The organism is Clostridium sp. CM037, assembly GCF_055081095.1.
Genome location: NZ_CM143650.1, coordinates 311,868 through 335,652 on the forward strand (window position 1 = coordinate 311,868; position 23,785 = coordinate 335,652).

The 23,785-nt window shown below is 32.3% G+C and carries 20 protein-coding genes and 10 tRNA genes; all 30 read left to right on the forward strand.

From position 1 onward, the window contains the following. The first annotated feature begins 51 nt into the window (after positions 1–51). The 30 genes from purR to spoIIE all read left to right on the forward strand — a co-directional run bounded on the left by purR (position 52) and on the right by spoIIE (position 23,489). Positions 52–873, forward strand: a complete 822-nt coding sequence (gene purR / locus ACWJKP_RS01625) for a pur operon repressor (protein ID WP_165412343.1) — start codon at positions 52–54, stop codon at positions 871–873. A gap of 96 nt (positions 874–969) precedes the next feature. Further along, positions 970–1,266, forward strand: coding sequence for a septation regulator SpoVG (spoVG, locus tag ACWJKP_RS01630; RefSeq protein ID WP_165412342.1), 297 nt, complete (start codon positions 970–972; stop codon positions 1,264–1,266). A 166-nt stretch (positions 1,267–1,432) separates the two neighbouring features. Then, entirely contained in the window at positions 1,433–2,803 is a 1,371-nt protein-coding gene (gene glmU / locus ACWJKP_RS01635; RefSeq protein WP_462961383.1) for a bifunctional UDP-N-acetylglucosamine diphosphorylase/glucosamine-1-phosphate N-acetyltransferase GlmU, read from the forward strand. Positions 2,804–3,046: 243 nt separating this feature from the next. Further along, a complete protein-coding gene (locus tag ACWJKP_RS01640) occupies positions 3,047–4,018 on the forward strand; it encodes a ribose-phosphate diphosphokinase (RefSeq protein WP_165412340.1) in 972 nt (323 codons plus the stop codon). Positions 4,019–4,325: 307 nt separating this feature from the next. Further along, positions 4,326–5,012, forward strand: a complete 687-nt coding sequence (locus tag ACWJKP_RS01645; protein WP_165412339.1) for a response regulator transcription factor — start codon at positions 4,326–4,328, stop codon at positions 5,010–5,012. After that, positions 5,013–6,434 carry a HAMP domain-containing sensor histidine kinase gene (locus ACWJKP_RS01650; RefSeq protein ID WP_462961384.1) on the forward strand — a complete coding sequence of 474 codons (1,422 nt, stop codon included), beginning with the start codon at positions 5,013–5,015 and terminating at the stop codon, positions 6,432–6,434. It begins immediately after the preceding gene. Positions 6,435–6,486: 52 nt separating this feature from the next. Then, positions 6,487–7,419 carry a S1C family serine protease gene (locus ACWJKP_RS01655; protein ID WP_462961385.1) on the forward strand — a complete coding sequence of 311 codons (933 nt, stop codon included), beginning with the start codon at positions 6,487–6,489 and terminating at the stop codon, positions 7,417–7,419. Positions 7,420–7,646: 227 nt separating this feature from the next. Then, positions 7,647–8,210 (forward strand): aminoacyl-tRNA hydrolase, encoded by a 564-nt coding sequence (gene pth, locus ACWJKP_RS01660; protein WP_165412336.1) that lies wholly within the window; start codon positions 7,647–7,649, stop codon positions 8,208–8,210. Positions 8,211–8,266: 56 nt separating this feature from the next. After that, positions 8,267–11,788 carry a transcription-repair coupling factor gene (gene mfd, locus ACWJKP_RS01665; protein ID WP_165412335.1) on the forward strand — a complete coding sequence of 1,174 codons (3,522 nt, stop codon included), beginning with the start codon at positions 8,267–8,269 and terminating at the stop codon, positions 11,786–11,788. 74 nt (positions 11,789–11,862) lie between these two features. Continuing rightward, the gene (locus ACWJKP_RS01670; protein ID WP_165412334.1) at positions 11,863–12,858 is read left to right on the forward strand and encodes a peptidylprolyl isomerase; all 996 of its coding nucleotides are present in this window, start codon (positions 11,863–11,865) and stop codon (positions 12,856–12,858) included. Positions 12,859–13,104: 246 nt separating this feature from the next. Further along, a complete protein-coding gene (gene spoVT, locus ACWJKP_RS01675; protein WP_165412333.1) occupies positions 13,105–13,656 on the forward strand; it encodes a stage V sporulation protein T in 552 nt (183 codons plus the stop codon). A gap of 156 nt (positions 13,657–13,812) precedes the next feature. Further along, entirely contained in the window at positions 13,813–15,351 is a 1,539-nt protein-coding gene (locus ACWJKP_RS01680; protein ID WP_224579089.1) for a putative polysaccharide biosynthesis protein, read from the forward strand. Positions 15,352–15,365: 14 nt separating this feature from the next. Next, positions 15,366–16,811 carry a bifunctional methyltransferase/pyrophosphohydrolase YabN gene (gene yabN, locus ACWJKP_RS01685; RefSeq protein WP_165412331.1) on the forward strand — a complete coding sequence of 482 codons (1,446 nt, stop codon included), beginning with the start codon at positions 15,366–15,368 and terminating at the stop codon, positions 16,809–16,811. 118 nt (positions 16,812–16,929) lie between these two features. Then, complete coding sequence (locus ACWJKP_RS01690) at positions 16,930–17,205, forward strand: HU family DNA-binding protein (RefSeq protein WP_165412330.1); 276 nt, start codon at positions 16,930–16,932, stop codon at positions 17,203–17,205. A gap of 105 nt (positions 17,206–17,310) precedes the next feature. Next, positions 17,311–17,571, forward strand: coding sequence for an RNA-binding S4 domain-containing protein (locus tag ACWJKP_RS01695; RefSeq protein ID WP_165412329.1), 261 nt, complete (start codon positions 17,311–17,313; stop codon positions 17,569–17,571). A gap of 145 nt (positions 17,572–17,716) precedes the next feature. Then, positions 17,717–18,010, forward strand: coding sequence for a sporulation protein YabP (gene yabP / locus ACWJKP_RS01700; RefSeq protein WP_165412328.1), 294 nt, complete (start codon positions 17,717–17,719; stop codon positions 18,008–18,010). 7 nt (positions 18,011–18,017) lie between these two features. Then, positions 18,018–18,422, forward strand: a complete 405-nt coding sequence (gene yabQ / locus ACWJKP_RS01705; RefSeq protein ID WP_165412327.1) for a spore cortex biosynthesis protein YabQ — start codon at positions 18,018–18,020, stop codon at positions 18,420–18,422. A gap of 93 nt (positions 18,423–18,515) precedes the next feature. Then, positions 18,516–18,788, forward strand: coding sequence for an FtsB family cell division protein (locus ACWJKP_RS01710; protein ID WP_165412326.1), 273 nt, complete (start codon positions 18,516–18,518; stop codon positions 18,786–18,788). Positions 18,789–18,868: 80 nt separating this feature from the next. Beyond that, the gene (locus ACWJKP_RS01715) at positions 18,869–19,282 is read left to right on the forward strand and encodes a S1 domain-containing RNA-binding protein (RefSeq protein WP_165412325.1); all 414 of its coding nucleotides are present in this window, start codon (positions 18,869–18,871) and stop codon (positions 19,280–19,282) included. A gap of 143 nt (positions 19,283–19,425) precedes the next feature. After that, positions 19,426–19,514, forward strand: a tRNA-Leu gene (locus tag ACWJKP_RS01720). A 5-nt stretch (positions 19,515–19,519) separates the two neighbouring features. Further along, positions 19,520–19,595: transfer RNA gene (locus ACWJKP_RS01725), tRNA-Met, on the forward strand. 5 nt (positions 19,596–19,600) lie between these two features. Continuing rightward, a tRNA-Met gene (locus ACWJKP_RS01730) sits at positions 19,601–19,677 on the forward strand. A 213-nt stretch (positions 19,678–19,890) separates the two neighbouring features. Further along, a tRNA-Met gene (locus tag ACWJKP_RS01735) sits at positions 19,891–19,966 on the forward strand. Between the two features lie 158 nt (positions 19,967–20,124). After that, a tRNA-Met gene (locus tag ACWJKP_RS01740) sits at positions 20,125–20,200 on the forward strand. Positions 20,201–20,283: 83 nt separating this feature from the next. Then, positions 20,284–20,372: transfer RNA gene (locus ACWJKP_RS01745), tRNA-Leu, on the forward strand. Between the two features lie 5 nt (positions 20,373–20,377). Next, a tRNA-Met gene (locus tag ACWJKP_RS01750) sits at positions 20,378–20,453 on the forward strand. A 72-nt stretch (positions 20,454–20,525) separates the two neighbouring features. Then, a tRNA-Leu gene (locus tag ACWJKP_RS01755) sits at positions 20,526–20,614 on the forward strand. 5 nt (positions 20,615–20,619) lie between these two features. After that, a tRNA-Met gene (locus tag ACWJKP_RS01760) sits at positions 20,620–20,695 on the forward strand. 5 nt (positions 20,696–20,700) lie between these two features. After that, positions 20,701–20,777, forward strand: a tRNA-Met gene (locus ACWJKP_RS01765). Positions 20,778–21,098: 321 nt separating this feature from the next. Then, complete coding sequence (gene spoIIE / locus ACWJKP_RS01770; RefSeq protein WP_165412406.1) at positions 21,099–23,489, forward strand: stage II sporulation protein E; 2,391 nt, start codon at positions 21,099–21,101, stop codon at positions 23,487–23,489. The last annotated feature ends 296 nt before the right edge of the window (positions 23,490–23,785 follow it).

The window sequence follows — 23,785 nt, forward strand, 5'->3', positions numbered from 1 at the left end:
TAAGAATTTTACAAAGTAAAATTCGTAAAATAAAGATATGGGTGAGATATTATGAATAAATATAGTAGAAATCAAAGAGTTACAGGTATTACTAAAATATTAACAGAAAATCCTAATAAGACAATTAATCTAAAGATCTTTACGGAATTATTTAATGCAGCTAAATCCACAATTAGCGAAGATATTGTTATTGTTCGTGAAACTTTAAGTGAGTTATCTATGGGAAGAGTGGAATCGGTGGCAGGCGCAGCTGGTGGAGTAAAATATATTTGCGGAGTCTCAAGGCAAGAAGGTATAACATTTGCAGAAAAATTATGTGAAATTTTAACACAGAAGGACAGGGTGATACCAGGAAACTTTATATATATGACTGATATTATGTATAATCCAGAAATAGTGCACAAAGCAGGAGTAATCCTTGCATCTGCGTTTAGTGAGTTAGACATAGACTATGTTGTAACAGTCGAGACTAAAGGGATACCACTTGCGTATGAAGTGGCAAAAATGCTTGGTGTTCAATTAGTTATTGTAAGGCATGATCCGAAGGTTACTGAGGGCAGTACTGTTAGTATCAACTATGTATCTGGATCTAGTAACAGAATTCAAACTATGTCTCTTTCAAGAAAGTCTATAAAAAAACAGAGCAAATGTATTTTTATAGATGACTTTATGAAAGCTGGAGGCACTGCAACAGGTATAATTAATTTGCTTAAAGAATTCGAAAGTGAACTTTTAGGTATTGGAGTTCTCGTTGATAATATTCAAAGCGGTCATAAATTAATAGCAGAATACATATCGATTATTCAGTTTAAAGGAATAAACGAGGAAGGTAACTCTGAGTTAACTCCATCAAAAAACTTTGAAAAAGTGTAATATTCAAAAGATTTAATTTTTATTTACAATTTAAGAAGGAAAAACCCAAGTTATAGAGAAATAGTATAACTATAACGCAACTTGGAGGTGGAGTGTATGGAAATCACAGACGTTAGAATTAGGAAAATAGCTACAGAGGGGAAAATGAAGGCGATTATATCAATAACTTTTGACAATGAATTTGTTGTTCATGATATTAAAGTGATAGAAGGTCAAAGTGGACTTTTTATTGCTATGCCAAGTAGGAAAACTCCAGATGGGGAATTCAAGGACATAGCACACCCAATAAATACTCAAACAAGAGAGAAGATTCAATCAGCTATATTGGATGAGTATGAAAAAGTAAAAAATGAAAAACCAGTAGAAGAGGTAGAAGAAAATTTAGAGGTATAAAAAAGGGGGTTACCCCTTTTTATTTTATAAAGAAAATATTAAAAACGGCCAAGGTTGGTTGCAATTAAATGTTATATAAAATATAATATAAGAAGTGTTTTAATTGAAGAAAAGATAAAATAAAATGTGTAAATATGTCGAATTAATATATAAAGAGGTGTTTAATTTGTATAAATGCGCTATAATATTAGCTGCAGGTCAAGGAAAAAGAATGAATTCTAATATGCCTAAGGTTGTACATAAGGTTTGTGGTAAAGAAATGATAAACCATGTTATTGACATTATGAGAAAGGCAGATATTGAAATGGTTGATGTGGTAATTGGAAAAGGAGCCGCGCAGGTTAAAAAAGTATCAGAAGATAGAAAAATTAATTACTCTGTCCAAGAAGATCAGTTAGGCACAGGACATGCAGTAATGTGTGCTAAAGAGTTCCTAAGCGGGAACGAAGGTACGGTAGCAATATTTGTTGGAGATGGTCCACTAATTACTGAATGTACAGTTAGGAGACTATTAGATTATCATGAAAAAGGTGATTTTAAAGCGACTATATTAACTTCAAGTATGGCTGAGCCTGCAAAGTATGGTAGAATAATTAGGGATGAAAATGGTGAGGTTAAAAAAATTGTTGAGTTTAAAGATTGTACAAAAGAAGAAGTATTAGTTAAAGAAGTAAATTCAGGAATGTATTGCTTTAGCATAAAAGAATTACTTAATAGTTTAGATAGATTAAATAATAATAATGCTCAAGAGGAATACTATTTAACAGATGTTATTAGTATATTAAAGGAGCAAGGGTTTAAGGTTGGAGCTTTTGATGTGCCAGTTGAAGAAATTACTGCAGTTAATTCAAAGGTAGAGCTTGCAGATGCAGAAGCGATTATGAGAAAAAGAATAAATAGAAAACATATGGAAAATGGAGTTACAATAATTGACCCTAATAATACATACATAGATTCAGAAGTTACAATAGGAAAAGATACTACTATATATCCAGGGAATATTTTGAAGGGTAAGACTATTATTAAAGAAGACTGTGTTCTTTACCCTAATAATAGAATTGCGGATAGCATTATAGGAAACGGAGTTTCAGTTCAAAGTTCTGTAGTAATTGAAAGCCAGATAGGCGATCAAACTACTGTTGGACCTTTTGCGTACATTAGACCAGAAAGCAATATAGGTAAACATGCTAGAATAGGAGATTTTGTTGAAATTAAAAAATCAACTATTGGAGATAATACAAAGGTATCTCATCTTACTTATATTGGTGATGCGGAGGTAGGAAGTGGATGTAATTTTGGCTGCGGAACTGTAGTTGTAAATTATGATGGAAAAGCAAAATACAAAACTATAATAGGCAATAATACGTTTATAGGATGCAATACTAACCTAGTAGCACCTGTAAAGGTTAATGATAACGCGTACATTGCGGCTGGTTCTACAATTACAAATGAGGTACCTAAAAATGCTTTGGCAATAGCTAGAGCAAGGCAAAAAAATATTGAAAATTGGGTAGTGAAATCAGGACATAGCAAATAAAATAACAAGCATACAATTAATAAGTAAATTATAAAGGGAGGTGTAAAACTGATTTTTTCAGCAGAATGTGTATATAAAAACTACTAAAGGCGCATTGAATGGTATGTAAGATTTTAATGTGAGAGTATTAACCCTAGTAGTTGAGTCTCGTTATGCTGACGTTCTATTTAGTGTATAGAATGAAAATTTATATGAATCGTATTAAAATATGATTTGTTATGATTTTAGGAATCAGAACTACATATGATAAACCACGGAAAGAATATTAAAATTTTTACGGGCAACTCAAATCCTAAATTAGCCGCAGATATAGCTGACATACTAGGATTACCAATTGGAGCTTCAGAAGTAGGAACTTTTAGTGATGGAGAAATATCTGTTAATATACATGAAACTGTCAGGGGCGCAGATGTATTTGTTGTTCAATCGACTAATGCACCAGTAAACGATAATTTAATGGAATTACTTATTATGATTGATGCATTTAAGAGAGCTTCAGCAGGAAGAATAACTGCGGTTATACCATATTATGGATATGCAAGGCAGGATAGAAAAGCAAAAGCTAGAGATCCAATTACAGCAAAACTTGTGGCAGATATTATAACAACTGCAGGAGCAGATAGAGTACTTACTATGGATTTACACGCAGCTCAAATACAAGGATATTTTAATATTCCTGTTGATAATATGACCGGGACACCTATACTTGCAAAATACTACATCAAGAATGGATTTAAAGATAGGGACGATGTAGTTGTAGTTGCACCAGATCTTGGAAGCGTTGCTAGGTCTAGAAAATTTGCAGATAAGCTACATGCATCAATAGCGATAATTGATAAGAGAAGACCAAAAGCTAATGTTGCAGAAATTATGAATGTTATAGGTGACATTAAGGGGAAAACTTGTATCATGATGGATGACATGATAGACACTGCGGGAACAATAACTAATGGAGCGAATGCTTTAGTTAAACTCGGAGCAAAAGATGTTTATGCTTGTTGCAGTCATGGCGTATTATCGGGGCCTGCTATTCAAAGAATAAATGATTCGGTAATAAAAGAATTGATAATATTAAATACAATTGATATGCCAGAAGGTAAACAATGCGAAAAATTCACTACATTATCTGTAGCGCCAATTTTAGCGGAGGCTATAAAGAGAATATATGAGGATGTTTCGGTAAGTAAATTATTCGAGGAAGATTCCAGTTTATAATACATATTTTAAAATAGTGATGCTCTATTATTTTTATAATTGGGCATCGCTATTTTTTTATAATGTGGATTTATATAATAACGGGATAGTAAGTATACTATATAGACTCAGTATTTATGTAGAATATTTAAATTATTATCGGAAGTGGTGAATAATTTGTAACATTTAATGAAAACTAATAACTTATCATTAAAGTATGATAAATTATTAATAAGATAAATTAGCATGTTGACTAGTTATTTTTTAAAGATGAATGATAGAAAAAAATAGAGGGAAAAAATAGAGGAAATAATTTGGAGGTACTGATATGGAAGGAACTATAGGGAAAATACTAATAGTTGATGATGATAAAAATATTGCTGAGGTAATTAAAATGTATCTTGAGAATTCAGGATATGCAACAAAAGTAGCATATGATGGCAGGGCTGCACAGGAAGCATTTTTAAGTTATAAACCAGATTTGGTGCTTTTAGACATAATGTTACCGTATATTGATGGAATCGATGTTTTGAAATGGATAAGAAAAGAGAACGAAACACCGGTTATTATGCTTACTGCCAAAGGGGAAACATTTGATAAGGTATTGGGGCTAGAACTTGGAGCGGATGACTATGTAGTTAAGCCTTTTGAGCCAAAAGAAATAATTGCAAGAGTGAAAGCTGTGCTTAGGCGTTATAACTTAGATAAAGGTGGTAAAGAGGTTTTAAATTTTGAGGATCTAGAAATTGATATTAATTCTTATAATGTTACATATAAAGGCTCAGAGGTGAAAATGCCACCTAAAGAATTTGAACTAGTACATTATTTAGCTCTTAATAAGAATAGAGTTTTCACAAGGCAACAACTCTTATGTGAGGTTTGGGGATACGATTATCCAGGAGACTCTAGAACAGTGGATGTGCATGTTAAAAGGGTAAGAGAAAAGCTTCAAGGAGGGCCAAATTGGCAAATCGAGACTGTTTGGGGAGTGGGATACAAATTTGAGGTGAAATAGATGTTTAAAAGAGGGCTGTTTTTTAAGATGTTAGCCACCTATACTATTATAATTTCAATGAGTTTAATAATTATTGCCTCTTTTTTGTCTTATTGGTTCCAAAATTATTTTTTCGAGCAAAGAAAAGAACAATTTTTGGATAAGTCATATATGATACAAGGGCTTGCTATGAAATATATGGCTGGGGATGCTACTTCGGAAAAATTAAATGACGTAATGACAATCATTGCTGAGTATATAAAATCCGATATTTGGCTTACAGATAGCTACGGTTGTGTTTATTTGGTATCTAATAAAGAGCATAAGGAGTTTATGGGAAAACAGGTTTTTGCTGAGCAACTAGATCAGCTTAGGCTTGGGCATACGTTTGAGATTACAGGCCCTTATGCTGGAATATTTGATAACACGGTAAGAGTTTACGGTACGCCAATAAGAACTGAGGCGGGCACTTTTAAGGGAGCTATAATATTATGCAACTCAATTGAAGAATTAAGCCAATCTTTAAAACGTGTTTATGAAATAATTTGGATATCTGCAATTTTTGCAATAATATTCTCTTGTATAGTTATATATTATTTTTCTCAAAAAATAATTATAAAGCCTTTAGCAGAGATTAATTCAGTAGCTAAGAAGATATCTAATGGGGATGTTTATAAGAGGGTTTATTTAAAATCTAATGATGAAATAGGAGAACTCGCTCAATCATTTAATTTTATGGCTGATTCTGTAGAAAAAAACGAGAAAAATAGACGCGAATTCATATCCAATGTATCGCACGAGATTAGATCTCCTATAACATCAATTAAGGGGTTTATTGGTGGGATACTAGATGGGGTAATTCCAGAGGAAAAGGAAAAATACTACTTATCTATTGCCTATGAGGAAATTCAAAGACTAACAAGGCTTGTAAATGACTTATTAGATATGTCTGCAATTGAAGCTGGGGAGTTTAGTTTGAAGATTATGGAAGTGGATATTAATGAAATCATTAGACTTACAGTTATAAAAAATGAAACAAAAATTAAAGAGAAAAAGGTCTCTGTAGATGTATGCTTTGATGAAGATAATTTATTTGTAGCAGGAGACAAAGATAGATTAGTACAAGTGATTACAAATCTATTGGACAATGCAATAAAATATGTAAGTGATGGTGGGAAAATAAAGATTAGTTCAAAATCTAAAGGAAGAAATGCATTAATATCTGTGTTCAATGCTGGTCCGCAAATAGCTGAGGAAGATTTATTGCATATTTGGGATAGGTTTTATAAAGCGGATAAATCAAGAACAGCAAAAGATAGTACTGGACTTGGATTATCTATAGTTAGAAATATAATAACTCAATTACAGGGTGATATATGGGTTGAAAATAAGGGCAATGGTGTTTATTTTACTTTTACATTAACGAAAGTGAATAATTTATAATGAAATAAAATTTATATAATATAGATATGACCAGTAGGGAGGGGATGATGCTATGTATAATAAGGATAACTATGAATCTTGTAATGAAGTAAGAGATGCTTTGTGGAAGAATGCAGATTTTGGCAAGGACATCTTTAGCGAAATTAAATTTAGAAAAAACAACAAGAAAAATTATTTCAAGACATTTTTAAAAGTAATTAGTTTTATGCTGATAGCAGCCCTATCTGGGGGGATTACAGCCCAGTATATAATTAATAAGGGGAAAGTACCAAAAGTGACTAGTAGCAATTTAAATTCAGGTGTAAGAGAAAACGATAATATTCAAGAGGCAGATGATAATCCTATTTCACAAGTTGCACAAAAGGTAGCACCATCAGTAGTTGGCATTAGTAGTAAAGCAGAAGAATTGTGGGATACACCAGAAGGCAATGGTTCAGGGATTATATTTAAAAGTGATGGATATATTATTACTAATTATCATGTAATTAAAGGTGCGACAAAAATAAAAGTGAAACTGAGCAATGATAATATTTTGAAAGCAACAGTTGTAGGCACGGATGTTATATCTGATTTGGCGGTTATAAAAGTTGAAGCTAGTAACTTGCCTATTGCAAAATTTGGCGATTCATCAAAGGTTAAAATTGGTGATATAGCTATTGCAATTGGTAATCCACTAGGAAAACAGTTTTTAGGAACGGTTACTGCGGGTATTATAAGCGCACTGGATAAAAGAATTAATATTGTTGATAAAAAAACAGGTGAACAGACTATCTATAAAGTAATACAAACTGATGCAGATATAAATCCAGGGAATAGTGGTGGGGCGTTATGCAATATCTATGGAGAAGTTATTGGTATAAATAGTTTGAAGATTGATTCATCCAGTGAAACTTACGGAATGGGGTTTGCTATTAATATAAATGAAGCTAAAGAAGTTATTAATGATTTGATGACTCATGGTAAAGTTATTAGACCACTAAAATAGCTTAATTAAGGTTAATAATATAATCTTAGCAGTTATATAGGTCAGGCATAGCATACTACTAGTTATTTTTAAAGATAAATTATAATAAAAGAATGAATTATATGGTAATTTTTATGTAAAGTTGTGGATTAAAATACTTTTTTAGTATAATATTATAAATAAGGCATATGAAAAAATAATTATGTGGTAGACATAAGGCTTAAACATAATAATATTTGGGGGTAATAATGTATTTGGTAGTTGGACTAGGAAATCCAGGAAATGAATATAGGTATACAAGACATAATGTAGGATTTGATGTAATAAATTTAATGGCAGAGAAGTATAATACTTCAATTAATAGGATAAAATTTAAAGGAGTATGTGGAGAAATAATCATATCAGGGGAAAAAGTTATTCTTTTAAAACCTAGTACATATATGAATTTAAGTGGAGAAAGTGTGCGCGAAGCAGCTTCTTTTTATAAGATTCCAAATGAAAATATCATCATAATGTATGATGATATTAGTTTGGATGCAGGTAAATTAAGAATACGAAGTAAGGGTAGTGCTGGTGGACATAACGGGATAAAAAGTATTATAGCTAACATGTCGTCCGACATATTTCTAAGAATAAAAATAGGCGTAGGACAACCGGAAAAGGCGCTAATACCTCATGTTTTAGGGCGATTTTCTAAAGAAGACCGGGTGCTTGTAGAAAAGACTTTTGAGGCTAGTATAAAAGCTGTTCAAACGATAATAGCAAAAGGATATACGGAGGCTATGAATCAGTTTAATGGATTTAATGCTTAAATAAAAACATTATTGGAAGATTATCTATATTTATGGAGTGAGTGAGAGGTGTTAACGTGAGACTGAGTGGGCTTATGAAGCCTTTGAAAGAGAGTAATCAATTTAAAAGTATATTAAGCAATATAGAAGAGAAAATATATCCAATTGGTGTATATGGACTTTCGGAATCAGCTAAGAACTATTTAGTGAATGGTGTGTACGAGCAATTAGATAAATCTATATTGATTTTAACGCATAGTGATGTAGAGGCTAAAAATATTTACGAAGACTTATCTTTTTATGCAAATGATGTGTACTATTTTCCAACTAGAGAAATGGGATTTTATAATGCGGATGCTGTATCTGGCGACTTGAGATGGGAAAGACTTAAAGTAATGAAAAAAATTACTGAAAGCGGTAAAAAAATAATAATTACTTGTATTGAGGCTTTGGCAGCGACTTACATGCCTATAGATTTGCTCCGAAAATATATTTTCAAATTAGCTGTAGGGGGCAATTTAAATTTAAATGCTTTTTCGGAAGAATTAATTGAATGTGGGTATGAAAGGGTAGAAAGAGTAGATACTAAAGGTCAATTTTCAATAAGGGGAGGAATTATAGATTTATATCCCCCTATTTCTGCGTTACCTTTTAGGATAGAACTCTATGACGACGAAATAGATTCTATAAGGACATTCAATAGTGAAACTCAGAGGAGTATTGATAAGGTATCCGAAATAGATATATTTCCAGCAAAGGAAATGATATTAACCCAGGAAATTAGGGAAAAAGGGTATAACAAAATAAAGGAAGACCTAATCAATGTGGTAGGTAGCTTTAACAAGAAAAAAGATAAAGAAATTATAAAAAAAATAACTTCATTAGTTGATATTAATTTGGAATCACTTAAAGAAACGTGGAGTTTTAAAGATGTTGATAGCTATATGCCTTACTTTTATGATAATGTATCTTCTTTTTTAGATTATATGAAGGGATCATTTATAGTAGTTGATGATTCACAAAGGTGCCTAGGTAAACTAGATAGCGTGTATTTCGAATTTGAAGAAAATTACGAGAATTTTTTAAGACGAGGAAGTATACTGCCTAAACAAGCAGAAATTTTAATTGATAAGCAATATATATATGAAGAGTTAGAGAACGTAGAAGTTATTACAATAAACGCTATTGCTAAAAGCACAACAGTTCTTAAGCCAAGGGACATAGTGTCTTTTTCTCAAATTACCAATTATGATTACCATGGCCAATTAGACATGCTTATTGAGGATATAAAGGACAAAAAAAGTAAAGGATACAAGATCGTAATTCTTTCTGGTACAAGAACTAGAGGGGAGAAATTAATAGATATACTTAGGGATAGAGGCATTGAAAGTGTCTATAAAGACAGTATTTCTCAAATTGAGTTTGGAGAAGTGGTTGTAACCTTTGGTAATCAATTAAAGGGCTTTGAGTATCCGCAGCTGAAATTATGTGTTATTTCCGATAAAGAGGTTTTTGGTGGATCAAAAAGAAAAGCTACTAGTCGTTCTAGTAAAAAGGGAGTAAGTAAACTTAAAAGCTTTACAGAACTTAAATTAGGAGACTACGTTGTTCACGTAAATCATGGAATAGGCGTATACAAAGGAATTAAGCAATTGGAAGTTCATGGGCATAAAAGAGATTACTTGCAACTGAGTTATAATGGTTGTGATAACCTCTATGTTCCGGTAGAACAATTAGATTTAGTACAAAAGTATATTGGAAGTGAAGGCAAAGCTCCAAAGATTAGCAAATTAGGTGGGCTAGAATGGGTTAAGGCTAAGAATAAAGTTAAAAACTCTATTGCAGATATTGCAGAGGACTTGGTAAAACTTTATGCAGCAAGGGCTACACTTAAGGGCCACCGATATAGCAAGGATACTGTATGGCAAAAACAGTTTGAAGAAGAATTCCCATTTGAAGAAACTCCAGATCAAATAATAGCAATTGAAGAAATCAAAAAAGATATGGAATCGGATAAACCAATGGATAGATTGATATGTGGTGATGTTGGGTATGGAAAAACAGAAGTAGCCGTTAGAGCGGCATTTAAAGCGGTTATGGATGGAAAGCAAGTAGCGTTCTTAGTACCAACTACTATACTAGCTGAGCAACATTATAAAAATCTTACCAAAAGATTTTCAGACTTTCCAGTAAAGGTTGAAATGGTAAGTAGATTTAGGACCCCTGCTGAGCAAAAAGTTGTCATTAAGGCGACAAAAGAAGGAAACGTAGATATATTAATAGGAACGCACAGGATAATTCAGCAAGATGTAAAATTTAAAGACCTAGGGGTATTGATTATAGATGAGGAACAACGATTTGGTGTTACTCATAAGGAAAAAATAAAAAGTCTAAGAAAAAATATAGACGTGATTACGCTAACAGCTACTCCAATTCCAAGGACATTGCATATGTCGCTTACTGGAGTGCGCGACATAAGTGTAATTGAAACTCCACCAGAGGAGCGGTATCCAATACAAACCTATGTGGTAGAATTTAACGATCAATTAATAAGGGATGCGATGCTGCGAGAACTAAATAGAAAGGGGCAAGTTTTCTTTGTGTACAATAGAGTAGAAACTATCAAAGAAATGGCAGCATTTATAGGAAAGCTAGTTCCTGAAGCTAGAGTGTGTATTGCGCATGGGCAAATGACAGAAAGAGAATTAGAATCTATTATGATAGATTTTATGGAGAACAAGTATGATATATTGATGTGTACAACTATTATTGAGACGGGAATAGATATTCAAAATACAAATACAATTATAATTTACGATGCAGATAAGATGGGACTTTCTCAGCTTTACCAATTAAGAGGTAGGGTTGGTCGATCAAATAGAATAGCTTATGCATATCTTACTTATAAAAAAGATAAGGTGTTAACAGAGGTTGCTGAAAAAAGACTTAAAGCAATTAAGGATTTTACGGAGCTAGGGTCAGGTTTTAAAATCGCAATGAGAGATCTCGAAATCAGGGGTGCTGGAAATATGATGGGCGGTGCTCAACATGGTCATATGGCTGCGGTAGGCTATGATTTATACTGTAGGATGCTCGAAGACACAGTGAAAAAAATAAGAGGCGATATAGAAATGGAGCCTATTGAAACTTCTGTTGAAATTAAAATAGATGCGTATATTCCTAGTACTTATATTGAAGATGAGTCGCAGAAAATTGAAATTTACAAGAAAATTGCGGCTATTGATTGTAACGAGGATATGGTAGATATACAAGAGGAAATAGAAGATAGGTTTTCAGACATACCATCAAGTGTTGTAAGTCTTATGAATATCGCTTATCTTAGGTGTATATCAAGCAAGGTGGGGATAATAGAAATCAAAGAGGTAAAGGAGGAGATAATATTACAATTTGATAGTAGCGAAAGAATAAATCAAAAATTAGTTAAAGCCTTGATTAGTAAATATAATAGAAGTATTGTATTTAAATTAGGGAATAAGCCTGCCTTTGCATACAAGATTAAAAATTTAAACAAAGAAGAGGTGATTGCAAATCTCATAGAGATTGTGAATCATATAAAAAGTATAGTTGAAATAAAGTAAAATTGTGTTAAAATTAATGGGTATCGTAACAGAGCTTTACACGGCGATATTACATATAGAATGGGGGAAATATAATGAAAAACGTAAAAAAAATAATTGGCGCGGCTTTAATAACTATATTAGCTACATCATTAAATGGTTGTAATATGATTGAAAAAACACCTAAGGGCATTGCTAAAAGTGTAGTTGCGAAGGCTTTCGATGCTAAAATAACTAAAGGACAGGTTGACGAACAATTAGTAGGTGTTATTAAACAATTTGAAACGCAGTATGGAGCAAATTATAAAGCTAATGCTGAGGCTATGGCAGAATTAACAAAGCAAAAACAGCAAGTAGTAGAAGGTATGATTACTGAAAAAATTGTGGATTATAAGGCGAAAGAGTTAAAATTAATGCCTACCGAAGCTAAATTAAATGAAGAAACAAATAAGCAATTAGCAGAAATTAAGAAAAGTTTAGGAACAGATGCGAAATATAAAGAGGCTTTAGCACAAACAAGCCTTACAGAAGAATCTCTAAAAGCAAGGATAAAGCCAAGTATTATTCAAGATGCACTATTCACTGAAGTTACAAAAAATGTTAAAGTTACTGAGGCACAGGAAAAAGCATATTACGATGCTAATCCAAACCAGTTTACAGAAAAACCGAATACAATTCATGCAGCTCATATTTTAGTAGCAACAGAACCGGAAGCTATAGCCATTAAGAAACGTTTAGACGCTGGTGAAGATTTTGCGAAAGTCGCAAAAGAAAAAGGTACAGATGGAACTAAGGACAATGGTGGAGATTTAGGAGATGTAGAGTATAATGATGCTCAAATGGATAAAACCTTTATGGCAGCAGCTATTGCTTTGCCAAAAGGTAAAATCTCAGCACCTGTTAAAACTCAATATGGATGGCATATAATAAAGACTATAGAAAAAAAAGAATACCCTGTAAAGAAATTTACAGCTGTTAAGGCAGAAGTAGAAAAAACGCTTATAACACAGGGAAAAGAAAGTGCATGGACAGAGGCTATGACAAAATGGAAAAAAGAAGCGAATATAAAGCAATATCCGAAAAATCTATAGCATTTTAATGACATTTCAGAAGGAAAGCCCCCCACTTCTATAAGTGGGAGTATAAATCTACTTCTGAAGTCGTTAATATTGCAGCTCCGCAGGAGACGATTTAATGTATAAAGAATACCTTTAATATGGAGGTATTCTTTATTTTTATTTAAACATTTGCAAATGTGCATAAAAATTCAAGTTTAGAAAGATAATAATAAAGCTAGTATATTATATAAAACTTTATATAAGGAGGGAATTATTTAAATGAAAGCAACCGGAATAGTAAGACGTATAGATGATTTGGGAAGGGTTGTTATACCTAAAGAAATAAGAAGAACACTGAGAATACGAGAAGGAGACCCACTAGAAATATTTACTGATAGAGAAGGTGGAGTTATTTTAAAGAAATATTCACCTATAGGTGAATTAAGTGAATTTTCTAGAGAATATGCTGATTCATTACAACAAAATATAGGAAACATAATAATTATATGCGATAAAGACAACATAATATCTGTAAGTGGTTGTCCTAAAAAAGAGTATGTAGATAAAAAAATTAGCAATGAATTAGAAAAAGTAATGGAAAATAGAAAGGCTGCTGTATTAGGTGAAGGTTCAGAAAAAGTTATATCACTGTATGATGATGAAATGGAAAATAAATACCATGCTCAAGTAATTGCGCCTATAATAGCAGAAGGGGACGCAATTGGAGCAGTAATAATAATATCTACAGAGCTAGAAGCTAAATTTGGAAACTTAGAGTTAAAGCTAGCTGAAACTGCAGCCTCTTTTCTAGGAAAACAAATGGAACAATAAACCTAAAAGTATATATTACTCAGCGAAGTGAAACATATTTGCAGTAATATATACTTTTGTTTTTTGAAGTATTAGTAATAATAAGCCCTTAAATCAAATATTCATAATTAGAGAATGTAATTCTTACATACACCACGGGAATATAAGGAGGTTATTATGAAGAAACATTCATTGATAAAGGGGACTATTATACTTGGGATGGCAGGAATATTTGCTAGATTTTTAGGGTTGTTTTTTAGAATTCCAATACAAGCACTTATAAAAGATGAGGGGATGGGATACTACCAGATGTCTTATCCATTGTATATGATGTTTGTAGCAGTAGCTTCAGGTGTGCCCATTGCTATGTCTAAGATTATTGCGGAGATGACCGCTAAAAATGATCAGGAGGGAGCGCACCAAGTCTTAAGACAAACACTTGTTTTAATGATTATATTAGGCGGAGCAGCTACTGCGCTTATGTTAATGTTTGCAAGGCCTATTATATCAATGCTTAAATGGGATCCTAAATCATATTACTCTTTTTTGGTAATTGCTATAGCTCCAATTTTTGTTTCCGTTATGTGTACTTTTAAAGGCTTCTTTCAAGGGCTACAAAATGTTAGACCCACTGCTGTTTCGCAAATAGTAGAACAGTTTGGAAGAGTTGTCGCTGGAGTTTTATTTGCATATTTATTGTTTCCAAAGGGAATTGAATATGCGGCTGCAGGAGCGGCCCTTGGAACCCTTGTTGGTGCAATTATGGGAAGTATATACTTGTTTTTAACTTACACTAAAATGAAAAAAGGGCAGTCAGTAAGGAAAAAAACAAAGCACAAGCATATTTTAGCTGATTTAAGCAAGGCTGCATTACCAATATCTTTGGGTGCTGCAGTTGGGACGGTTATGGCATTGATAGATTCTATGTTAGTACCGCAGCAACTTCTAAAAGCTGGATTTTCGCAAACACAATCTGCTGTAATGTATGGTCAGCTGACTGGGAAGGTGTTTACATTGATGAATGTACCTTTGGCTCTTTCAATGGCTCTGTGCACATCTCTAGTGCCTATAATTGCTGAAGCGTTTTATTTAGGAAGAAGCGGGGAACTTATTAAAAGAGTAGATATGGCGGTGAAATTATCTAATGTTATCTCGCTGCCGTCTTCTTTAGGGATGTTTTTTATGGCTTATCCTATAATGAATTTGGTTTTTATGAAAGATGCGGCCGGATATGAAATACTACAATATATATCAATATGCATACCTTTTGTAATTCTAACGCAAACCAGCACTGCGATACTTCAAGGCATAGGCAATTATATGAAGCCTGTATACAATTTGGCATTAGGGTGCATCGTAAAGGTTATTATAACGTACGTATTAGTTTCGCTTCCATTTGTAAATATCTATGGGGCAGTTATAGGAACCATTTTAGGATATGTTACAAGTTGTTTATTAAATATGCACGATCTAAAGAGAAATTTAAATATAAAAATCAACCGTGTAGACTCTTTTGTAAAACCAGCTATTGCTGCTATTATAATGATAGTTGCAGTTGTATTTAGTAACGCTAATGTCTATAATTATACAAGGAGCAGTGGATTATCTTGTTTAATATCCATATTAATAGGCGTTATTGTTTATTTAATATTTGTTTTTTTGCTTAGAATATTTGAATATGAGGAAATTAAAAAGAAAGTTTTAAAGCAAAAATAAAGGAGTGGAAGCTAATGATTAAAATAGTGGGATTGGGTCCTGGGTCAGTAGAATCACTAACTGTAGGAACACTTGAAATTCTTAAAGGTGGTAAAAAGATTTATTTAAGAACAGAAAGGCACCCTACTGTGGATTACCTAAAATCGATATGTATAAAATTTGAAACCTATGATGATAGATATGAAGAATATAATAGTTTTGATGATGTGTATAGGGATATTGCAGAAGATCTTATTAAGAAACACGAAATGTATGGAGATATCGTATATGGAGTTCCAGGTCACCCGCTTGTGGCAGAAACTTCTGTTAAACTTTTAATAAAGCTTTGTGAAAAAAACAAAATAGATATAGAAATTCTTCCCGCGGTTAGCTTTATAGATGCAGTGATTCAAAGCTTAAAACTAGATCCTATTGAAGGACTAAAAATAATAGATGCCTTTGATATAAAAAATCAAGTTTTAGATAAAAGGGTAGGACTTTTAATAACCCAAGTTTATAACGTTTCTATAGCTTCGGACGTAAAACTTGCTTTGCTTGAGTATTACAAAGATGATATGGAGATTTGTTTTGTTAGAGCTGCAGGTATAAAAGGGTTAGAAAGTATAAGGAAAATTAACTTATATGAATTAGATAGACAAAAGGATATAGACTATCTTACCTCAATTTATATACCAAAAGAATTAGAGGCTACAAAAGATTTTCACGATTTAATTCAAGTTATGGACACATTGAGGGCTGAAAATGGATGTGCATGGGATAGACAGCAAACTCATGAATCTTTGAAAACATATCTTATTGAAGAATGTTATGAGGTTATAGAAGCCATAGAAGACAATGATGAAGATAATATTATTGAGGAACTAGGTGATGTATTACTACAGGTTGTATTTCATGCACAAATAGGAAAAGAAGAGGGATATTTTAATATAAATGATGTTATTTGCGGCATCACAAATAAGATGATAAACAGGCATCCTCATATTTTTAAAGTTCGTGAAGGTAAAAATTGTAAAGAGATTTTAGAAAGTTGGGAAAATATTAAGATTGAAGAAAGAGGGTTTAAGAGTTATACGGATACGCTAAAGCATGTTCCGAAAAACCTGCCAGGGTTAATGAGGGCAGACAAGGTTCAGCAAAAAGCAGCAAAAGTAGGTTTTGACTCTGACTGCATTGAACTTGCTATGGGAAAGGTTCTAGAAGAATTACAGGAAGTAAGAGATGTATATAAAGGTAATAATAGGGTAAAAATAGTAGAAGAAGTGGGAGATTTGGTGTTTTCTACTGTAAATGTTGCTAGACTACTTGACATAGACCCTGAATTTGCAGTAAATTATACTATAGATAAATTTATCAATCGCTTTGCGTACATAGAAGAAAGTGCAAGGAATAAGTATTTAGATTTAAAGAACATGACACTTACTGAAATGGACGAATTATGGAACGAATCTAAAAGACGATAAATTTATTTGTAAATAAAAATTAGGCTAAAAGAAGGAATTTCAAAATCAGTGAAGAATATGCTATTTAATAGTATAATCACTACTAAGTAATGTACTCAATAACAAGGAGGCAACAAAAGTGAATAAATCAGAATTAATAACAAGCATATCAGAAAAATCAAGTTTATCAAAAAAAGATGCAGAAGCAGCTCTAAAAGGTATTATAGAAAGCATTGAAGAAACATTAGAAAAAGGTGAAAAAGTCCAATTGGTTGGATTCGGAACTTTTGAAACAAGAGCAAGAGCAGCTAGAATGGGTAGAAACCCAAGAACAAAGGAAGAAATTCAAATTGCAGCATCAACAGTTCCAGTATTTAAAGCTGGTAAAGAATTTAAAGATATAGTTAACAAATAATATTATTATGATGTGAAAAACCTGGATGTATATCTAGGTTTTTTATTTTAAAAACTTTAGTTGAATTATTGAATGGGTAAAGAACATTAAAAAGGGGAAGTATAAATGAGATTAGATAAATATTTAAAAGTGTCAAGAATTATAAAGAGAAGAACCATTGCAAAAGAAGCTTGTGAGAATGGCAGAGTTTCTATAAATGATAAAGTGGCAAAAGCAGGAACTGTAGTAGGCGAGAGTGATATTATAGAAATTAAATTTGCGAATCAAATTTTAAAAGCTAAAATTATAAATATTGCAGAGCATGTGACAAAAGAGAGTGCAAAAGAAATGTATGAAATAATTTCAGGAAGAGAAGACAAAGAATAAATGTTGCTAAATACAATTCTTAATTAAGCTTAATAAGCATATATATTTTATAGGAATACAATTGTATGTCATTAATTAAGAATTGAGAATAAGATTAGCTTCTTAATTCCCAATTTTTTAGAGCAAAACTAATAAGGGGGATATTATGGAAGTGAAGAAAGAAATAAAAATAGAAGATAAGAAAAGCAGTTTAATGCTTGAAAACAGAAAAAAATTAACTGTTAACGGAGTTGTAGAGGTTATAAATTTTAATGAAAGCCAAATATTATTGAATACAGATGTTGGAACAATGATAGTAAAAGGACAAGAATTAAAGATGAACAAGTTGGATGTTCAAAATGGGGATGTTATAATAACTGGGCAAGTGGATTCTTTTGTGTATACTAGCGACAAAAGTAAAGAAAAAAAAGATAGCATAATATCAAGATTGTTTAGGTAGAAGAATTATGATAATTTCGTTGATAGGCCAAGTTAATCTTATAATTTTCAGTTTGCTAGCAGGAATAATAACTGGAGTATTTTTTGATATATATAGATTGATAAGGGGATTTGAAAATCCTAACAAGGTGCTGACTATAATACAGGATTTGTTATTTTGGACATTAACTTCTATAGTGGTTTTTATATTTTTGATGTATACTAATAAAGGGTACATAAACTTTTATGTGTATGTATGTTTAATATTAGGAGTATACTTATATTTGAAACTATTAAGTGGAGTATTTATAAGGGTACAATATAAATTAATAATATTCAATGGGAAAGTATTTAGGGTTGTAAGGAATGCTATTTTATACCCAGCAAATTTGTTAGTTTATAAGCTCAAAATAAAAAAAAAAGATAAATTATGAAGAAATAGCTTGAAGAAATGTGGAATACAAATTAGAATAGGTTTATGAAGCGTAAACAATACTCATTCCATTGAAAGGAAAAGGGTATCGGATATGAAAAAAAAATTTAGTATTAAAAGTGCCGTATTAGTTTTTGCTATGATGTATGTATGTTATCTTTTAATTCAGCAACAATCAATTATGAGCAGACAAAAGAAAGAACTGCAAAAGTATAATGTTGAATTACAAAAGAAAAAAGAACAAAAAAAAGTATTACAGGATGAAGTAGAGTTATCTAAAACTGACAAATATATAGAAAAATTAGCAAGAGAAATATTAGGTCTTGTTAAAGAAGGTGAAACTCCTGTTATGGATAATAAAAACTAAATGCTATAATTATTGTTACGCTTATTATTAAATTAATATATAAAATAAAAACATAATTTTTAAGGAGGAGTATTTTTAATATGACCTTAATGGCTGGAAGTATTGTAGAAGGTAAAGTAGTAAATATCACCAATTTTGGTGCGTTTGTAGAAGTGGAGGGTAAGACAGGATTAGTGCATATATCTGAGGTTTCAGATACATTCGTTAAAAATGTTAATGATCATCTAAAAGAAAATGATATAGTAAAAGTTAAAGTAATCTCTGTAGATGATAATGGGAAAATAAGTTTATCAATAAAACAAGCTGGAGCGCCTAAAAAATCTATTAAACCTATGGAAATAGATTGGGAAAAGGAAAAAAGCAAAGCAAATGCAAGTGGATTTGAAGATATAATGACTAAATTTCTAAAAGATAGTGAAGAAAGATTTCAAGATGTTAAAAAACATCAAGAAGGAAAAGGAAGAGGTTACAGTAAAAAAACTTCAAGCTATTAGTAAATCTGTAGGAACTAAGTATTTAGTTCCTATTTTAACAAAAAAAAGTTATTGACAACGGTTTATACATCATATATAATAAAACATGTTGCCAAGAGGTAGCGTTTTCTAACGCTACAAGTAAGTATACTGCAAGTAAGTATGCTGGAGTGGCGGAACTGGCAGACGCACAGGACTTAAAATCCTGCGGTGGTTAAACACCGTACCGGTTCGATTCCGGTCTTCAGCACCAAATATCGCGGGATGGAGCAGTTGGTAGCTCGTCGGGCTCATAACCCGAAGGTCGTAGGTTCAAGTCCTACTCCCGCAACCAACTATGGCGGAATAGCTCAGCTGGCTAGAGCATTCGGTTCATACCCGAAGGGTCGTAGGTTCAAGTCCTATTTCCGCTACCACTTTGGCATATGATGAGTTTAAAAACATAATATGTTTTTTATAAAAAACTATTGACATATGTAGCGAATTAGTATAACATTAAAAATGATTTTAAGAAACTTATTTAACAGTAATAGTAAGCTGGTATGAAAAAATAAATAGACATATAGAACTTAAAATAATGTGATAGTTAAATATTATATCAATTAAAGTTTAGTCTTTAGCATTAATATCGCGGGATGGAGCAGTTGGTAGCTCGTCGGGCTCATAACCCGAAGGTCGTAGGTTCAAGTCCTACTCACGCAACCAATGAGTTTTAAATCACTCATTATTTCAGCTAAATAAGATTCTAAATATAATTAGCTAAAAGCAAACAAGTTAAAGTAAAAAAACTAAAAAATGCGTAGGATATGAAATTATGAAGAGTTAATGCCGTATTAATTCAAATTTATTCTTAAATACAATATCGCGGGATGGAGCAGTTGGTAGCTCGTTGGGCTCATAACCCAAAGGTCGTAGGTTCAAGTCCTACTCCCGCAACCAATAAGTTTTAAATTACTTAATACGTAAGTTAAATAAGATTTCATAACAGGTAAGTTAAAAGCAAGTATACTGCAAGTAAATAAGCTGGAGTGGCGGAACTGGCAGACGCACAGGACTTAAAATCCTGCGGTGGTTAAACACCGTACCGGTTCGATTCCGGTCTTCAGCACCAAATATCGCGGGATGGAGCAGTTGGTAGCTCGTTGGGCTCATAACCCAAAGGTCGTAGGTTCAAGTCCTACTCCCGCAACCAATAAGTTTTAGATTATTTAGAACGTAAGTAAAATAAAACTTCATAACAAGTATACTGCAAGTAAGTAAATAAGCTGGAGTGGCGGAACTGGCAGACGCACAGGACTTAAAATCCTGCGGTGGTTAAACACCGTACCGGTTCGATTCCGGTCTTCAGCACCAAATATCGCGGGATGGAGCAGTTGGTAGCTCGTCGGGCTCATAACCCGAAGGTCGTAGGTTCAAGTCCTACTCCCGCAACCAACTATGGCGGAATAGCTCAGCTGGCTAGAGCATTCGGTTCATACCCGAAGGGTCGTAGGTTCAAGTCCTATTTCCGCTACCATAACTCACAATTTATATTGTGAGTTATTTTTTATTTTCTGGAAAACTATAAAACATAAGCTATAATGTGCAAAAACATATAAGTATAAATTTCTCGAATATACAATGCCATGAAGTGACAAGCTTCATTTAATATTTTAAAACCTACTATATTAATATGGTAGGTTTTTTTATATTATAGGGAATTGTAAAAATGAAATGTAAAAAATATACAAATTATTGTCTCATAAAAAACATACGAGCACCCCATCTTATGACATTTATTTCCAAGGGACGTTGCTATAATGGAGTCCTAATGATTAAAGGGTGGGTGATTTTTAATATGCAATACGGGATTGATATATTTCCATATGAAAGACTTAGAAAGATAAAAGATGAAGTAAAAAAGAAAAATGCATTAAATACTAATTTAATTATTACAGGAATTGTTTATTTTGCGATAAGCTTATTAATAAGTAGGGTCCTGCTTCTTAATAACACTGCCCCATTTGGAATAGCTTTCTTAATAGCTACAATATTTGTAAATAATCATAGAATTTCAATAATTACAGCCAGTGGTACATTTTTAGGCTATATTACTTTAAATGGTAGTGCAAAGAATATACCATCATATTTAATAGTAATAGTTACAATTGCTTTTTTGAGTCATGTTTTCAACAAAATAAAATCAAAAACTAAAGTTTTAGCTAGCATGTTTGCTATTATTATATTTGAGTTGTTTACCTATAATTTCTTCATAACCCGGGTAAGTGGGTTAATGGCTTTTTTAAATTCATTTTTTCTAGTTTTATGTATCTTCCCATTATATTTTATTCTGGACTATAGTCTTTTATGCTTTAAGGAGATTAAAACAAAACATATATTTTCGAATGAAGAAATAATAAGTATGTCAATTATAAGCTCTTTAATTATAGCAGGTACTTGGGGACTAAGTATATTTGCCATATCAATTACGAATATTTTAGGCCTGGCATTTGTTATAATAATAGCTTACATTAACGGAAGTGGAGCTGGTGCTGCATCAGGGATTTCCATGGGTATTATTGTAGGAATGTCTTCTGAAAATATGATTGTGTTTATAGGAATGTATGGTGTTTGTGGCTTAATAACGGGTGTTTTTAAAGAAACTGGAAAGATTTTAAGTGCAACATCTTATTTAGTAGCCTTTTCAATAATAAAAATATATTGTATTACGGGATCTGATTTTATGATATTTGAAGCTTTTGTAGCTGCTGTAATATTTTTGCTAATACCACAAAAAGTTTATAGCGAATTATCCACAGAATTTAATTCCGATAAAAAAAAGCAAAATGTAGAACAGGGGTATATAAATAAAATTAAAGATACATTTGTAGGAAGGCTAAATAATTTTTCAGATGTACTTTCTAATATGTCAGATATATTAAATAATTTAGTGGATAATGAAAAATTGGCGATGAAAGGTAAAAGCAGCGCGTTGGTTGAAAATCTTGCAGACAGGGTGTGTAGTAATTGTAATATGAAGTCTATGTGTTGGAAAAGGGAATTACATTATACATATGCAGCATTTGAAGAATTAATTCAAAATTTTGAGAGGAAGAATAATAGCGTACCGGAAGAAATTGAAAGAAAATGTATAAAGAGAACCGCCATACTTAAAAATACAGAAGATATTGTTAATAAGCACATTATAAATGAAATGTGGAGAACGAGACTTAGTGAAGGCAGAGAGCTTTTAGCAAATCAGATTAGTAATATGGCGGGTTCTGTAGGAGAAATTGTTGAAGATTTTAATTCTGAAATTCAAATAAATACTTCTATGGAAAAACTTATATGTAGAGCCTTAGATAAAAATAGAGTTAAGCACAATGATCTTATGTGTTTGAATGATAAGCTTGGACGATTGAGTATTAAATTGTCACTTAACGCTTGCAGCGGAAGGCAAATGTGTGTAAAGGATTTATTGCCTATTATAAATGGGGTCACAGGCAAGTGCATGTGTGTTAGTGATGAGGGGTGTAATATAAATCCGAAGACTAATATATGTAAGGTAACTATTGAAGAAACACCTAAGTTTCATGTGGTGTCTAATGTGGCTAGGCAGTGTAAAGATGGTGAAAGGTCCAATGGAGATAGCTATAGCTTTGGTAAGCTTCCTGATGGAAGTTATATGTCAATTATTAGTGATGGCATGGGATCAGGACCTCAAGCGGGTAGAGAGAGCGAGGCTGCGGTTGAATTAATAGAAAAGTTTACATCAGCAGGTTTTAGTAAAATTACGGCTATTAACACTGTGAATTCAATAATGACATTGAGATTTTCCGAAGAAGAAAAATTTTCAACTATAGATTTAAGCAGCATAGACTTATACACTGGGGAAATTGATTTCTTAAAAGTGGGGGCAGTTGCAACTTTTCTGAAATCGGGTGAAAGTTTAGAAATTATAAAATCAAAATCTCTTCCTATTGGTGTTTTAGATAAAGCAGATATAGATATACAGCAAATGGAATTAAAAAATGGAGATATTATGGTTATGCTTAGTGATGGGGTATTAGATTACAATGATGAAAATGTAGGGAGGGTAGATTGGGTAGTTGATTATCTAGGTAAAAATAATTGCAACAATCCCAAGGATTTAGCTGAAGGGTTGCTCTCAGAAGCAAAAAAATTAAGTGGCAATAGAGTAAAAGATGATATGACAGTTCTTGTTTCAAAGATATATAGTCTATACTAAATGTATTTTATAAAAGAAAAAATCTTAATGCCCTGTAGATTGAGAAAAAAATAGGGAATATATAATAAAAGAAATTAAAAAATGGAGAAAGTATTTATGGGGGTAAGAACCTCTTTTATATTCTTCATTTTTCCCATTTTTAACGACATTTCAGAAGGGAAGTCTCTCATTTCTATAAGTGGGAGTTACACGCCCTAACAAATAGAAAACTTCAGTGGGAGTTTAAATCTCCTTCTGAAGTCATTAATATCGCAGCGACCCAGGAGATGATTTAAAGGGATGTCTAAAAAAATGGA

Bases quoted from the DNA above. Each gene is read 5' to 3' on its own strand.
- yabN (WP_165412331.1), top strand. From the start codon at position 15,366: ATGATTAAAATAGTGGGATTGGGTCCTGGGTCAGTAGAATCACTAACT.
- ACWJKP_RS01655 (WP_462961385.1), top strand. From the start codon at position 6,487: ATGTATAATAAGGATAACTATGAATCTTGTAATGAAGTAAGAGATGCT.
- ACWJKP_RS01715 (WP_165412325.1), top strand. From the start codon at position 18,869: ATGACCTTAATGGCTGGAAGTATTGTAGAAGGTAAAGTAGTAAATATC.
- ACWJKP_RS01710 (WP_165412326.1), top strand. From the start codon at position 18,516: ATGAAAAAAAAATTTAGTATTAAAAGTGCCGTATTAGTTTTTGCTATG.
- spoVT (WP_165412333.1), top strand. From the start codon at position 13,105: ATGAAAGCAACCGGAATAGTAAGACGTATAGATGATTTGGGAAGGGTT.
- ACWJKP_RS01645 (WP_165412339.1), top strand. From the start codon at position 4,326: ATGGAAGGAACTATAGGGAAAATACTAATAGTTGATGATGATAAAAAT.
- ACWJKP_RS01680 (WP_224579089.1), top strand. From the start codon at position 13,813: ATGAAGAAACATTCATTGATAAAGGGGACTATTATACTTGGGATGGCA.
- ACWJKP_RS01640 (WP_165412340.1), top strand. From the start codon at position 3,047: ATGATAAACCACGGAAAGAATATTAAAATTTTTACGGGCAACTCAAAT.
- ACWJKP_RS01670 (WP_165412334.1), top strand. From the start codon at position 11,863: ATGAAAAACGTAAAAAAAATAATTGGCGCGGCTTTAATAACTATATTA.
- purR (WP_165412343.1), top strand. From the start codon at position 52: ATGAATAAATATAGTAGAAATCAAAGAGTTACAGGTATTACTAAAATA.
- yabQ (WP_165412327.1), top strand. From the start codon at position 18,018: ATGATAATTTCGTTGATAGGCCAAGTTAATCTTATAATTTTCAGTTTG.
- ACWJKP_RS01650 (WP_462961384.1), top strand. From the start codon at position 5,013: ATGTTTAAAAGAGGGCTGTTTTTTAAGATGTTAGCCACCTATACTATT.
- ACWJKP_RS01695 (WP_165412329.1), top strand. From the start codon at position 17,311: ATGAGATTAGATAAATATTTAAAAGTGTCAAGAATTATAAAGAGAAGA.
- pth (WP_165412336.1), top strand. From the start codon at position 7,647: ATGTATTTGGTAGTTGGACTAGGAAATCCAGGAAATGAATATAGGTAT.
- spoIIE (WP_165412406.1), top strand. From the start codon at position 21,099: ATGCAATACGGGATTGATATATTTCCATATGAAAGACTTAGAAAGATA.
- spoVG (WP_165412342.1), top strand. From the start codon at position 970: ATGGAAATCACAGACGTTAGAATTAGGAAAATAGCTACAGAGGGGAAA.
- yabP (WP_165412328.1), top strand. From the start codon at position 17,717: ATGGAAGTGAAGAAAGAAATAAAAATAGAAGATAAGAAAAGCAGTTTA.